Raw genomic sequence first — 14,855 nt, forward strand, 5'->3', positions numbered from 1 at the left:
TTTCTCCCTTTTTTATTGGAGTTAAATTATGTATAAATTACTGGCTCTTGATCTTGATGGCACTTTGCTCAATAAGGAAAATAAAATATCGCCACAGAATATTAGCGCGATAAAACAGGTTATCGATGGTAATGGTATTGTCGTTCTCTGTTCAGCCCGGCCGGTTAATGCCATGGCTGCCGTGATTTGCAATACTGAATTAGAGCACCTCATTCGCTATTTTATTTCGTTTAATGGTGCATGGATATATGACTGTATTGAGAAAAAAGATCTTCGCTTTATCCCGCTATCTGGTCATGATGTGCAAGTGATTACTCCTTTATTAACAGGACGTAAATTCCCACATCACTTTTTTACCCGCGATAAAATTATCTCTTCGTCAAAAGATATCAATTACTATACAAAATATGAATCTGAACTCTTTGATATGGAAATATTGATTTCTGAGCCTGTCAATATTTCTCAGCGAGATGATATTGTTAAAGTCTCTATTGTTGGCTCAACTGATTTTATTGCTAGTGTTGCTGATAAAATAGATCAAAAATTTCATCAGCAATATTCACTCAGTAAGACCAGCAATCATTATTATGAAATAATGAGCCACGGCATCAGTAAAGGCCGTGGACTGCATTATCTGTGTCAGTACCTAAATATCAATGCTGAATCAGTGGTCAGTATGGGTGATCAGGAGAACGATATCAGCATGTTTCAGTTTTCTGAAGTCGGTGTTGCCATGGGAAATGCCAGTGATTTTGTTAAATCTTGCGCAGATAGAGTGAGTTTAGATAATAACCAGCATGGAGTGGCTTTTACCATTAATCAGCTCTGGCCATAGTGGCGGAATAGCCTTTTGTTTCAGAAAATTATTGAGTAGAATGACACACAAATGTATCGCAGCCGGGCCGCCATTACTTATGAATCAGATCAAACGTAAACAGTTTATTTTGGAGAAGCTGGATAGTCTTGGTGAGGTTTCTGTTATTGGTCTTTCCGAGGAACTGGGTGTGACGTCTGAAACGATCCGCCGAGATCTTTCCTATTTGGAGAAGAGCGGAGAGGTCACTAAAGTTCATGGCGGTGCGATAAAAGTTCAGAATATACAAGAGGGCAGTTTTGCCCAACGCATGGATTTAAATCGCCAGGAAAAAATGGTGATTGGCCAATATGCCGCATCGTTGGTAACAGAAAACGATACTTTATTTATTGACTCTTGCACTACCACGCTTATTTTTTCATCATTCTTGCCATTAGTAAAATTCACTGTTTTTACCAATTCATCATTAATTGCTGATCAAATTAAAAGTAAAAATAATATGGCCATCGTGCATGTTCTGGGCGGTGAATATAACCATACTTATAAAGCTAATTTAGGTATTCAGACAATTGAACAAATGAATGATATTCACACTGACTTCTCCTTTGTGGGCGTGGGTGGGATAGACAGTGATTTTGGTGTGATGGTGAAAAATCTGGATGAAGGGCGCATTGCCAAGAAAATGTTGGCGATGGGGCGGCAGAAAGTCATTCTGTGTGATACCAGTAAATTTGGTCAAAGTGGGTTAATGAAAATAAGCGACATCAATGACATTGATATTATTGTCACGGATAAAAAGAAAAATCCGCATAAGCGGGCGATTGAAGCCATTTATGCGGATAAAATTATTTACGCGAATTAATTTTAGCGGAACAAGATGTCTGTCGTCATTGGTTGCTTCGTTTCTTGGTCAGCCCAGCCTGCAACTTAGCTGAACGGTGTTTCGCTATTAAGAGCGACCATGGGTATTCACTAATCTCCTCTGTAAACGATGTTTGCAGGAAAAAACTATAGCAAAAAATTTTCTCTTCTTCTTGAACCGAATTATTAATCATTTCCCGCCGATTGCCGATATAGAGGTAAGTGACTCCATCGTGAGAACAAGAAAAAGGCAATGGGAAGACGTGGGATGAGGAAGCGCCGTAAATGTTAGGCTTTTCTGGTCCCGGCTGAAAGGGTGAAGCATTAATTGCCGCTGAGCAGAATGTTATTCCTTATTTTCCGAATGGCTAATATCGCCTTGTTACTGCACATCAATACTTATTTGCATCGGGGAAAGTATGGATAATTTTCAAAAAGAGATCGAGGAGAGAACTAATCTCACTTCATCAAACAGATTTGAACTGCTGCTGTTCCGTCTGGGGGAATCCCAGGAAGAACAACAATCTGAGTTGTATGGTATTAACGTATTTAAATTGCGTGAGATAGTCCCAATGCCGACGCTAACCAAGGCTGCGGGCATGGCATCACCGATGATGGGGATGGCGAATATTCGCGGAGAAATCATTCCTGTGATTGACCTCCCTGCCATTGTGGGTTGTGTGCCAAAAACCGGATTAAATATTCTGCTAGTGACTGAGTATGCCCGCAGCACTCAAGCATTTGCGGTGGAATCGGTGGATGACATTGTTCGCCTGGAGTGGAGTCAGGTATTGGCGGCTGACGCAGGGGTTAAGAGCCGCAATATCACCAGTATTGCTCGCCTTGACAATGATAAAGCCAGTAACCGGCTGGCACTGGTTTTGGATGTTGAGCAGATTTTATATGACATTATTCCCGCTAACCGCGATGTTAAAATAGATAGCGAGAAGAGCAAAGCCTTTGATCTGAAACCGGGCGCGGTGGCTATTGTGGCAGAAGATTCAAAAGTTGCCCGCTCAATGCTGGAACAAGCCATGAAGATGATGGACATTCCAGCCGTGATGCATATCACCGGCCTAGAGGCTTGGAATAAAATCAGAAAGATAGCGGATGAAGCGCGAGCCGAAGGGCGGCCTATTGCGGATAAAATCGCGTTTGTGTTAACCGATTTGGAAATGCCAGAAATGGATGGTTTTACACTTACATTGAATATTAAGCGCGATGAGTTCCTCAAGAATATCCCGGTTATTATTCACTCTTCGTTGTCTGGTAGTGCCAATGAAGATCATGTCCGTAAAGTTGGTGCAGATGCTTACGTGGCAAAATTTGAAGCCAACGAATTGGAAGCTGCCATCCACAGTGCGCTGGATTCTAAGAAAGCCATTAACTCGTAGCCGTTATGTGTTTTTCGCAGACCCGTTCCTGAGTGTTATATTGACAGGAACGGGCTTGCTATCGCAAAACTAGAAGTTATATTTAACGCCTAACATCACGGCGGTATCACTGTAGCCTTTGCCACCGATTTGTTGACCTACATTCCCCCAAATATTCAGTTGCTTATTAATTTGGCCTTCCACACCGGCCTTCAATTCGCCGATATTGCGAGCTCCGGCTTGTTTCACGGTAATGCCATCCATTTGTGTACCAAAGTCTTTGGTGTTGTGGAGCCAGTTAGCCTCAACAAAGGGCTGGAATACCCGGTCTTTGCCTTTATCACTTTCGTGGAAACCATTCATAAAGGCTTTCACCCCTAAACGGGTCTGGATATTACCCTCACCGACACCTGAAACACGGGTGCCATTAGCCTCTTGATGGTCGTCAGCTTTCACGCCCATCCAGGTGACTTGCGCTTTGGGCTGAATAAAGTAAGTGGCATTTTTAGCGGTATTTTCACCGACGTTAAAGGTATATCCACTCTCAATAGATGCTGTTACACCCTTGGATTTGTACTCTTCGGTATGCAAATACTGACCGTCAACACTGTTATTGAACCAGCTGTATTGCGCCCAACTATCGACATATAAACCTGACTTATCGGCTTCATTGGCATACCAGGTGCCGTACACTCCCAAGCTGTAGCCATCGACAGATGCACGAGCGCTATAGCCGGAAATCCGCGACTCGGTTTTACTTTTGCTCGTGCCGTAACCGCCCATCACACCTAAATGCAGTCGGTCTAAATCGTTATGACTCCACTGGGCAATATCGCCGCCCAACTGCAACACATAGCGGTTAGATTGCGTACCTAACTGGTCTCGTGCATCACGCGAGCGGTTGTGACCCCCTTCATTACGTAGCCACATGCTGGTCACCTTTTGCTCGCCAGTCAGGGCGTCGATATATTGGGTTTCTCCCAGACGGTCATGTAGCCGTGTAACAAACATATTGTTGGCTGCAGCCAGGTTGGCGCTGTAAGAGCTGGCTTCAGGCCGCTCAATCATGATTGATGGGCCGGGTACGCGCGCAACTTCTGAGTCTGGGTCAGGTTCTGTATCCGTACTGATAGTATTGGTCAGATACCAATTACTGATATTTGCTCCTGCGCCACGCACCAGAGAGTAATCAAATGCACCGGCGACGATACGGCCATTCTTAACAAATTCACCGTCAGAATTGCCATTAACTTGTACCAATTGAATGCCATTTAGGGCTGCTGCGCCGCTACCGCCGGCATTGAGCACACTGACCCATGCTGTTCCCGAGGTATTGCCGTTTACCACTAGTTTATCGGTAGCGGAATTGTCATCACCTAATACCGTGTTAAATATAATTTCTCCGTCATTGGAGTGGAGGTCTCCATCAATAGTTAGCAGGTTATTTGCCTGCGCACTGGTCACTACAGCGGTATGAAATTTGATGAGTCCAGCATTGGTTGTCGTGCCAATGGTTTGCTGATAGCCAGCTAAATCCAATATGCCGCCGCTGCTGATGTCATAAATTGAGTTGGCACTAAAGGCATTATCAATGCCTGCTTTTAATATTGCGCCATTGTGGACTTCAGTCTGTCCAGCATAAGTTTGATGATTACTAAATTGCGTCAGGCCATTATCAGCAACGACAGTACCTGTTCCACTTAATAGATGGTCAAACTGGTAATGGGTATCGTTGTGGTTAAATACCACGCGCCCCTCTCCGGCACCAAAACTAATCTGATTGGCATTGATGGTCCCAGTTGCTGTTGCCGCCTGATGTTCAGCCGAGCCAAAATTCAGTGCGCCGGTTGAACCAACAAATTCAGCAATCAACAGACTATTACCGACATTCACCACACCACCGTTAGAAACAGTTAGCGCTCCATTGCCGACACTGCCGACAGTGACATTACCGCTGTTATTCCATATTGAACCGACATCACTGACCGTTACAGTGCCGGTATAACCGGCTTTTAGCGCAATGCGACCACGAGCATTTTCAACGGTAGCGCCGTCAGAAATAATTAAATGGCCGTTAGCCAAATAACCGACAATGGCATCCTGATCCATATGCCATAAAGAGTTATTGCCCGTAACATAGGCATAAGCATCACCAATATTACTGCCGCCACCTCTACCTACTATTCCCTGTCCTTGAGTGGCAAAGTCGGTACCCGCACTATGTAAAGTATATAACTTAGCGCCATCCTCAATTCGAATAATGCCGCTTTCGACATTACTGATATCGCCATAGCTAGTAATGGTTGAACCCGTACCGCGGATAGTGAGGTTTTGTGCTGCGCCATTTTTCCCACGGCCAAAAAATATTCCGCCATAGAGTGTTAAATCACCGCCATCCTCAACAGTCACATCGGCTTCGCCGTATATCATAAATATCCCGGCCCAACCGGTATTACCTAACGAACTATTGCCCAACAGCATGGTTGAACCTGTGCCGCTGACTAAAATAGAGCCGGAAGACCCCACTTCTTGAGCCATAGAAATCCCTCTAGGAGTAATGACGCTAGCGCCATCGAGGACCGAGATTTTACCTGCTCCGTAGTTACCGATTTGTATATTAGTCTGATTACTAGAATGGGAGGCATCAGCATAAATACTGCTCCAAACTGAGTCTGCACCGCTGACAATCACTTCACCTTCAGAACCGGCTTGATCGCCTAAAATTGTTGTTGAGTTAGCGGCATAGAAGAGTTTGCCACCGTCTTTAATGGTTAGCGTAGCCTTTCCCAGTTCTCCAATATGCTGTTTAAACCCATTGGCACTGGAGCCGGATAAGGGTTTACCGAGAGTCCATTGATTCCCATTATTAACCGTGATTGAGGCGTCACTCCCTGAAGAGACTCCCATTGCCAAATTCCAACTTGCGCCGGTTGTGTCTAATATAAGATTGCCGCTCTCAACCAGAGCATTGATATTACTGTCAGGTAAAATGGCCAGGCTCCAGTTATTCGGATCACTCCATTCAGAGGAAATGGTGCCAAGCCATTCATTAGTCGCAGCATGTACATTAGACACGCCAGCATTTGCTAAAATGGCGATAGAGATCAATAACGATAACGTATTTCTTGCCGGTGATTTTGAAGAAACACCAAAATAGCTTCTCTGGTATGTCATATTAAAATTCCTTGCTACTGTTGATAGATCTATAGCGCAATAAAGTTATTTATTTATCGCCATTGAATTTATTAAGTATAAAACTTCATTTTTTTAATTATTTAATGCTTTATTTTACATATTGATAACTTTTTCTCGTTTACCAATAAGTACTGGTATTACAAAGGGATACTTTAGGTTCGGAATGAATAGCAATGTCAGTGCTATGATTTATTTCAGAAAAAATAATCTGACCCATTCAGGATTAAACCCGAAAGAGCGGCGAAATAGCATGTTTGACGGAATATGAACCTCACTGTTCTACGTTTTGTCATATAAGATTTCTACCTGGTGTTAAATTAATACTAATTAATGAAAATAATTCTTATTTAATATTTGTTATTTTTAATATGTATTATTTATATTGCAGTAATGATCTTAAAAAGTAACAGTGTGGGTGTTAATATTTCCTTATTAATGCAAGTGATTATCACTTTGTTTATTAGTGGGGCGTTCCTGTCTCAAAATACAGAATAGAAATAGGGTGGGATATAAGATAAAGAGCTAGATCAATGTAGGATATTTCCTCTATTGGCTATTATTTGCGCCATTCGAGATAATTCCGACCAGCTCGATATTAAACCGAACAAAGTATACGAGCGTGTGTAACATTCTGGGGCTAGGTGTATTGCGCTTGACTTATTTTGCTCAATTTGTATTTTAGGGACATGCGCACATTTTTGATTATCGTTCCCGATGGGGGCATGTTATTTGAAGCGGCCGGAGTCGCCGACATCCTGATGCAAGCCAACCGCTTGAGGTCTACTGATGCTCCGCTTTATCAGGTGGCAATAGCGACAACCCAATCTCATCGAGTGGTGCATGGGTCGTCAGGACTTAATTTGTTAGCTGACCACCGCCTTGTCGATCTTGACCCAGAACAGCAGCGTGACACCATTATGGTCACGGGCAGAGGGGCGACTGATGAAGAAGGTTCGTATGTCGCCAATTGGATTCGTCGTGCCGCCCCCAACGCGCGGCGTGTTGCATCCGTTTGTGGTGGTGCTCTGGTGCTGGCAGAGGCGGGTTTACTGGATGGTCGGCGGGCGACCACACATTGGCGATTGCTGGATACGTTGCAATCTCGCTTTCCTAAGGTGAAAGTCGAGAATGGGCCACTTTATGTTCAGGACGGCTCAGTCTGGAGCTCTGGTGGTGTCAGTTCGGGTTTTGATCTCACTTTGGCGCTTGTTGAAGAAGATTGTGGTTTCACTCAGGCGCGCGATGTGGCACAAGACCTTGTGATGTTTCTTCGTCGTCCCGGTGGACAGACTCAGTTCAGCCGCTATCCTTTGAATCAGGCCAAAACACTTGGCCCAATTAGCGACCTCCAGTCATGGATTCTTGAGAATCTTGCCTGTGATCTTTCTGTTGAGAAACTCGCAGAAAGAGTCGCCATGAGCCCACGTAACTTTACACGAGTATTCACCCGCGAAACGGGCATTTCTCCCGCCAAATTTGTAGAAGATGCTCGCCTGCATATGGCCAGGCAATATCTGGAACAGAGTTCGGACAGTATTGAGCAAATCGCAACCACCACCGGTTTTGGTAACAGCCTTAACCTGCGGCGAGTTTTCGAAAGAAATCTGCAACTCACCCCGACTGAATATCGCGCCCGTTTTCATTCCCGTAAGTTGGCCTAAATTGATCTATTAATGTCATTTACGCCATTTATTTCTCGCGCTAGATTTAAAGCAGAGCAAATAACTAAGGAGTAGATCATGGTCAAAGTAGGCATCAATGGATTCGGCAGAATCGGACGAAATGTTTTGCGTGCGGCGTTGGGTCGTAATGATTTTGAGGTTGTGGCGATCAATGATTTGACCGACAGCAAAACCTTGGCACATCTCCTAAAATACGATTCCCTTTCAGGGACATTAGCCGCCAACGTTGAGGCTGGTGAAAACCAATTGAGACTAGATGGCAAGCCTATTCATGTTTTCTCAGAAAGGGACCCAGGTGCGATCCCGTGGAAAAGTGTGGGTGTTGATGTGGTTATCGAAGCCACTGGCTTTTTTACCGATAAAGCTAAAGCTGAAGTACACATCACCAAAGGTGGAGCTAAGCGAGTGATTATCTCCGCGCCCGGAAAGAACGACGATATTACCATCGTGATGGGGGTCAACCATGATAAGTACGACCCTGCGATTCACAAAGTTGTCAGTAATGGCAGCTGCACCACTAACGGTCTTGCCCCTGCGGCTCAGGTTCTTCATCAAGCTTTCGGCATTGAATATGGTTTAATGAATACGACCCACGCCTACACCAACAGTCAGGCGTTACACGATCAACCCGAAAAAGATTTGCGTGGTGCTCGTGCTGCCGCGCTCTCGATTGTTCCTTATTCCAGTGGCGCTGCTAAAGCGCTTGGTAAGGTTATTCCTGAGTTGGATGGCCGCCTGACCGGTTATTCTCTGCGAGTCCCGGTTCCCGTGGTTTCTATCGTTGACTTAACCGTTACATTGAAGCGTCAAGTGACTGCGGATGAGGTGAATGCCGCTTTCCGTAAGGCTGCGGAATCGGGGGCTCTCAAGGGGATTTTGGGTTACAGCGACGAACCTTTGGTGTCTAGCGACTACAAAGGTGACCCTCGGTCATCCATTATTGATGGGCTTTCCACCTTAGTTATTGGCGGTAATTTGGTCAAAATCTTGGCATGGTATGACAACGAGTGGGGGTTCTCTAACCGTTTGGTTGATCTTGCAGTATTGATGGAAAAACGTGGATTATAGTGATTTAAGACGATAAAACTAAGCGCTCACGCCCTTTTGCTGACGGTCAGAGGTCAGCAAAAGCAAAAAGCCCGCTTAAATTTCTTTAAGCGGGCTTCTCTAATGTGGCTCCTCTGACTGGACTCGAACCAGTGACATACGGATTAACAGTCCGCCGTTCTACCGACTGAACTACAGAGGAATCGTGTGAACGAGGCGAATCATAGCGGGGGTGGTGGCGTTTGTCAAAGTAGAAAAACACTAAAAACGCGCGTTTGCTGAGGGAATGAGCTTATTGGCTTGTTTTTCAGCAAACTTGTCTATTTTCCGCAGATTTATCTCATTGACTCTGTTTCCATAGGCTAGAAATTTACTGGGTAACCAGCTGAAAATTACGTATGTTACGGCGTCACTTTTACTGATTGACTGTTTTTGACCTGATTCCCAGCATCGTCAAAATAGATGTAGCTCAATGTCAGTTCACCAGTGAGTGATGTTGGCTGTTTTTCAAATTGGTATTGCCGTTCAGAGAAGGGAGACACCATCATGTCCATCTCTTGGGCGATGGTATAGTTTTGTTGTGGATGATTTTGTAGCTGAATTTGGCCGAATGAAACATGATATGGCGAAGGGTTATTAGCGACGAGGACATATTTTTTATCTTGCTTACGCAGGGAAAAACTCACTTTTTTCATCGCTTCCTCCGGTTTAGGCATAAGGCCTGCAGGGCGATAGAAAATTTTTATCTGCGTATTCATCGCCATGGCAACTTGTGCATAGGCATTGTCGTTGCGCCGTGACTTCGGCGGGATTTCATAGAGATTAAGCCAATAGACCGATTCTCGATCGGTGGGCAGGTTGTCACCTTTGTTGATAATGCGTAGTCCCTGGGCGGCTCCCGGTTGCATTTTAAATACTGCCGGTAACACCATAAAAGGCGCTTTGGCTTGATCCGGTGTGCTATCGACATCACCATCATCAACCCAGGTTTGTACGACTACCGGGTAATCATTGGTATTTGCCAGCATCAGCGTACGTTCCCTGGATTCGGGCTGATAAATCATCCGTGTTGCTCCCGTCACCAGGCCGGCGATAGCCTGTTGATGGATGCTTAACATCAGTAAAAATAAGCTAAAGTATCTCATTGTATCTTCACCAGAACATAAGCTGTGGCATCAACCTTGCCCGCGGTAGGTGTGCCATTAGGTAGTTTTTTCAACGTGGCGGTGAAATTGTGTGAATAGTTGTTAAAGTCGGTGGCACTGCTGCCTGTGCTATTGGCACCCGTGAGTACCGGATACCAACCGGCACTGGCGCTGGAGGCACAGTCTTTGACACATCCCCCCCAGCCAACAAAGTTTATGGCGTTTCCGCTGCTATCACTCAAGCTGATACCCACGCCAGTAGCAATACGGCTGTCAGTCCCATAATGGTCAGAAAGTAAGTAACTCACTCCACCTGCAGAATTAACCAGCCCTAAACCTTGAGCTTTTAAATATCCGGGTAATGATGTTTGGATGCCGAGCGCAGTTTGCCCGCTATTAACCCCCGATTCCGTACCTGACTGGCATTCGATATCGACGGTTATGTTGGCGCTACGAGTTTGATTATCAATGAGTTCACTAACAGTAATAACCGGGAAGACGACGTAGGGTGTCACATTACGAACTACGCAGGTATTTTTACGCGTTAGGGTGGAAACGGGCGAGGTATTCATGCCGAATGCCATATAGCGACCTGTTCCCCAGGTCTGGTAATTGGTCGCAGAGTCATAACCGGTTTCAGGGACTGGCATGCCGGGGCCTTTAAAAACCACATATCCATTAGGTTGGTTACAGGTATAGCTGCCGGAATAGTTATCTGCCGCAGGCCCAGAGCAGCCCCAAGTCGCAGGGCCTGGTGTGCGATCGACTGAGCCAACTTTTTTCAGTTCGGCGCGAATCTGGCTGAAATGCTTGCCTTTAATCTGAATTTTATTGCCGACGATATCGTATTTTCGCAAGGGAACTTGTTGCCAAATGCGGGTGAATTCGATACCAGAATCAATATGAATCAGTTTCAACGCAGTATATGGGAAGAACGTCTGAAAAAAATTATCGCCCATATTGGTATAGCCACCGACATTGCTGTCACCGTTAGTGGCGAAGACTTCAAATAAACTGTCTTTATCGGCCAAGTCGCACTCATAGATAACGGCTTCAGGATCTGACCAGAAACGGGCAGGGATCAGACTAATCATGCTGGAGGCCAGAATTGAATCAACAGGCTGAATGTAATTGCTAGTTATATTGATATTGCCAAGTTGCAATGAAGCACCATAGTTATCACCACCGATATTGGCCCCTTTCCAAACACATTGTGCATAGCTGGGTAGAGCGGCAGCGAGCAATCCGAGGGTGATACATAGCCGTAACCCTCGCCAGAATCGGGGTTTGCGACGGTATAGATTAGCGTGGTGGTGACTAATAGGATTCATAATTTTTCTCTAGTTCAATGCTGGGTAACGACACACAAGGCATCGAGTCTGTATAGCTCTCTATCGTTATTAGGCTTACCTAAATCGTAATCCAAATGACAACGTTCATTGGGCGCATCCCCCCAGACCAAAAGAAGCGTCCCGCGTGTTTTTTCAGCCCGCAAATATGCCTGGCTGGCTTGGCCGACCATACCGACCTCCCGATTTTGGTGATTATCGCCATTATCGTTATCCGCTTGGCTTTCGGATCTATAAACCATGGTGCCCATCGGTAGTTGGCCACCATCAGCCAGTTTGACGGTAATTAATAGTGGATATCCACTAAGGGTGCGGAAGGTCACTTTCGTCGCGGAGCCAGCATAAGGGGCAATTTGCCGCTCACCATCCTGAAGTTCGGTGTTGAAATCCATGCCGTCGGGATCAAGGGTAATGGTGTTGTAGCGATAAGGAGTCAGTGTCGGCACCAAGGCATAACCATTGCTGTCAATTTTTGCCCCTTGCCCATACATCACTTTGGCACCACTGGCACCTTTGGCTTCTACCAGTGCAAAAGTATCACTCAGGTAGGGCCCTAACGTGATGCCACCACGATGAAATGCTACCGAACCACGGGCACTGGCTGAACCTTGCCAATAACCAGGGCTGCGCGATGCACTGCCACTTAGGCTGGTGGTTGGAAGCCGTTTTTGCAGGCTGCCGCTAAAAGTATTTTCTTTCGTTTGTTCACTACGCGCAAAATCCATACTGTAGCTGGCAGACTGGTCATCGCCCATAACACCTGATAGCGAGGTCTGATAACTGGCTCCACTGACTTTGCTGTTGACTGCGCCCGCAGAGACATAAGGTGCCTGTGGGCTCCCCCCCAATGGGAAAGAAATGGACATCTGCACCACGGTTTCATTGGTGGCGAGGATCTTTGCTCCGTTTGCTGCGGGCATGCCACTGCCGGGATCGACAAAGTAAGTTTCATTTATCCCCCCGGTTTTTTGTTGTGACACTGCCAGATTGAAACTGGTGTTATGCCACAGCGTATTGGCATAACCCAGTTGTAGCTGAGTGTCACGCTTGTGATCATTGCGGTAATCTTGCGAGGAGGCGGTTAAATACAGCGAGCCATAACTGTTGAAGTTCTGATTAAGGGATATTTCAGCCCGACTACGTTGTTTATAGGTGCCAGAGCTCCACACTTTGCCACTGTTGGCCGCCCGCATACCTAAAACATCACTTAAATCACGATAACCTTCTGTTGAATAACGATAACCCGCTACAGATAACGTGGTGTCGGTGGTTTCAAATCTGCGGCTAAACGAGGCGCGCGCCATCCAGCCATTTTGTTGTTCGTCATTGGGTAAACGAGCATCGGAATAGGTGGCATCCAGGCCCAAAGCACCAATATAGTGGGTGAATACCCCCCCCAGCATCACGGCTTGATAACCGGAGGCCAGGCGCAAACCGCTATTTGCGGTAATAGCATTGCTGATCCCACGCTGGTAGGTCAGCTCACTGAATACCTCATGGCTCGCCAGATCACGTACCTGTCCTGCTGCAAAACTATAGCGGGAATAGCCAGGGCGTAACGATTCAGGTACTGAGGCAAAGGGCACCTGAAAAGTACTTAAACTGCCATCTGCTTCCTGAATTTCAACCGTTAGATCGCCACCAAAATTGGTGGCAGACAGGTCATTAAACTCAAAGGGACCAGGTGACACGGTGCTTTGGTAAATTGACCGATTATTTTGATATACCGTGACTTTGGCATTGGTTCTGGCAATGCCCCGCACAATGGGAGCATAACCGCGCTGCGATTCCGGTAGCATACGGTCATCGGTGGCCAACGCCACACCACTAAACCCTAAGCTCGAAAAAAACTGGCCTGAGCTGAATGTTTCGCCTACCGTAATTTCACTACCAATCGTCGGTAGGGCGCGTTGGCTGTACAGCCGGTTAGAGGTCCAATTCGCTCCTCGGGTGTCGTCATAGCGCAGAGAACCTTGTTGACGAAAGCGCCACATGCCGACATTGATGCCATTGTTTAAACTCAGATAACTAGAGTTGGTTGTACGTTTAATGCCATCTTTGTTATAGCCGACATGATATTGGTTTAGGTTGTAATTACTAAAACCAATAGTTTCTCCTGCTGTGAGATTGCGCGGGTCAACATAGCCGCGCGGTACGTTTTTAACAAACAGTTGCGGGATCGACAAATCAAAACGTAACTTGGCATAATCGAAGCGGTAATCACTGGCGGGTAACAACGTTTTAAAATCCAGACAGTTATCGTTGTGATCGACTTTTTCCAGTGCATCTTCTCTAACACCTGCCTGCAACATTTGTGAAACGGACAAGCAGGGAATAACCGTGTCCCCTTTGGTGATAAACATCAGTTCGACGCGATCGACAAAGGTGTTGTTCATAAAGAGATCAACGTGGTATTTACCGGCTTCATAACTGTCTTTTTTATTAAAGCGGGAGATAGAGCCCAAGCCGAGTGATGAACCACGTAATAACGCATCCTCAAACACATACTCGTCTTGATTATTCTCCTCCGCCGCTGACACGATATGGCTGACTAACAGGCCGTGCGTCAATAGACAGAGGAAACCAGGAGAAAACCTCACTGGTTATCCCTGTGTCTGGGCACACTCTGGTTTATCATTGCGGTAACATTACAACGAGTAATTGAAGGAGATGTTGGTGCCATAGTCATTAACCACGTTCAGCGTCAACAACTCACCTTTTTTGGCTTTAACTCCTGTGGGTAAGGCCAAGTCAGTGGTTGAGTTGGGGGCGAACATCTCGCTGGTTGCAAATGAAATAGTCTTTCCATCACTTAACAGCTTGGCATCACGTAGGCTGATATAGTAATTAGTTGGGTTATGAATTTTGATTTTATCGCCGTTAGCACTATCCAGTGTGGCACGGACTTTTTCACCCAATGTATCGACATTTTCTTTTAATGCCGCGGGGCGATAAAAGACTTTCAGCCGGTTATTAACGATCAGAACCAGTTTGTTTTCAGATTGTGCGTCCGTTTTTTTTAATGCGGGGATCTGGAGGAAGTTGAGATAGAAAACGGATTCCCGATCTTTGGGTAAATTCTGCTCGATATATGACAAGCGCACTACCTGCCCACTTTTCGCTTCCATACGAAATATTTGTGGCGTCAATGTGAAAGGAACATCACTTTTTGATGGCGAGGACTGATTATTGCCATCATCCATCCATAATTGAACCAGGTTAGGGTGGTCGTCTTTATTGCTCAGTTGCAGTACTTTTTCCCTGGTGCCTTCAGGATAAATGATACGAGTTCCTGTCATGACAACACTGGCTTTCGCCCATATGGGTACGCCGCTAAGAAGCAGCAACGAGCAGGCGATAAATTTGTGGGCAGTCAGTGTCATAGCGCT

At 45.8% G+C, this 14,855-nt stretch carries 10 protein-coding genes and 1 tRNA gene; 5 read left to right on the forward strand and 6 right to left on the reverse strand.

Going from position 1 to position 14,855, the window contains the following annotated elements:
- The first annotated feature begins 28 nt into the window (after positions 1–28).
- The 3 genes from DJ58_RS01390 to DJ58_RS01380 all read left to right on the forward strand — a co-directional run bounded on the left by DJ58_RS01390 (position 29) and on the right by DJ58_RS01380 (position 3,069).
- Entirely contained in the window at positions 29–835 is an 807-nt protein-coding gene (locus DJ58_RS01390; protein ID WP_004710299.1) for a Cof-type HAD-IIB family hydrolase, read from the forward strand.
- Between the two features lie 79 nt (positions 836–914).
- Positions 915–1,676: a DeoR/GlpR family DNA-binding transcription regulator gene (locus tag DJ58_RS01385; protein WP_004710301.1), complete on the forward strand. Its 762-nt coding sequence runs from the start codon at positions 915–917 to the stop codon at positions 1,674–1,676.
- 418 nt (positions 1,677–2,094) lie between these two features.
- On the forward strand, positions 2,095–3,069 hold the full coding sequence (locus DJ58_RS01380) for a chemotaxis protein (RefSeq protein ID WP_004710303.1): 975 nt from the start codon (positions 2,095–2,097) through the stop codon (positions 3,067–3,069).
- Positions 3,070–3,138: 69 nt separating this feature from the next.
- Here DJ58_RS01380 and DJ58_RS01375 read toward each other — a convergent pair whose 3' ends face one another.
- A complete protein-coding gene (locus DJ58_RS01375; protein ID WP_004710305.1) occupies positions 3,139–6,222 on the reverse strand; it encodes an autotransporter outer membrane beta-barrel domain-containing protein in 3,084 nt (1,027 codons plus the stop codon).
- A 707-nt stretch (positions 6,223–6,929) separates the two neighbouring features.
- Here DJ58_RS01375 and DJ58_RS01370 point away from each other — a divergent pair.
- Together DJ58_RS01370 and gap are read left to right on the forward strand one after the other, a co-directional pair.
- Complete coding sequence (locus DJ58_RS01370; protein WP_004710306.1) at positions 6,930–7,904, forward strand: GlxA family transcriptional regulator; 975 nt, start codon at positions 6,930–6,932, stop codon at positions 7,902–7,904.
- Positions 7,905–7,982: 78 nt separating this feature from the next.
- Positions 7,983–8,993: a type I glyceraldehyde-3-phosphate dehydrogenase gene (gene gap, locus DJ58_RS01365; RefSeq protein WP_032911422.1), complete on the forward strand. Its 1,011-nt coding sequence runs from the start codon at positions 7,983–7,985 to the stop codon at positions 8,991–8,993.
- A 105-nt stretch (positions 8,994–9,098) separates the two neighbouring features.
- Here gap and DJ58_RS01360 read toward each other — a convergent pair.
- From DJ58_RS01360 to DJ58_RS01340, 5 genes are all read right to left on the reverse strand, one after another.
- Positions 9,099–9,174 (reverse strand) — tRNA-Asn (locus DJ58_RS01360).
- Between the two features lie 199 nt (positions 9,175–9,373).
- Positions 9,374–10,117 carry a fimbrial biogenesis chaperone gene (locus DJ58_RS01355; RefSeq protein ID WP_032913284.1) on the reverse strand — a complete coding sequence of 248 codons (744 nt, stop codon included), beginning with the start codon at positions 10,115–10,117 and terminating at the stop codon, positions 9,374–9,376.
- Positions 10,114–11,448: a fimbrial protein gene (locus tag DJ58_RS01350; protein WP_032911423.1), complete on the reverse strand. Its 1,335-nt coding sequence runs from the start codon at positions 11,446–11,448 to the stop codon at positions 10,114–10,116. The genes DJ58_RS01355 and DJ58_RS01350 overlap by 4 nt, the downstream gene beginning before the upstream one ends.
- A 14-nt stretch (positions 11,449–11,462) precedes the next feature.
- A complete protein-coding gene (locus DJ58_RS01345) occupies positions 11,463–14,066 on the reverse strand; it encodes a fimbria/pilus outer membrane usher protein (protein ID WP_032911424.1) in 2,604 nt (867 codons plus the stop codon).
- Positions 14,067–14,114: 48 nt separating this feature from the next.
- The gene (locus DJ58_RS01340; protein ID WP_004710312.1) at positions 14,115–14,849 is read right to left on the reverse strand and encodes a fimbrial biogenesis chaperone; all 735 of its coding nucleotides are present in this window, start codon (positions 14,847–14,849) and stop codon (positions 14,115–14,117) included.
- Positions 14,850–14,855: the final 6 nt, after the last annotated feature.

Origin of the sequence: Yersinia frederiksenii ATCC 33641, from assembly GCF_000754805.1 — a bacterium.
Taxonomy (GTDB): Bacteria; Pseudomonadota; Gammaproteobacteria; order Enterobacterales; family Enterobacteriaceae; genus Yersinia; species Yersinia frederiksenii.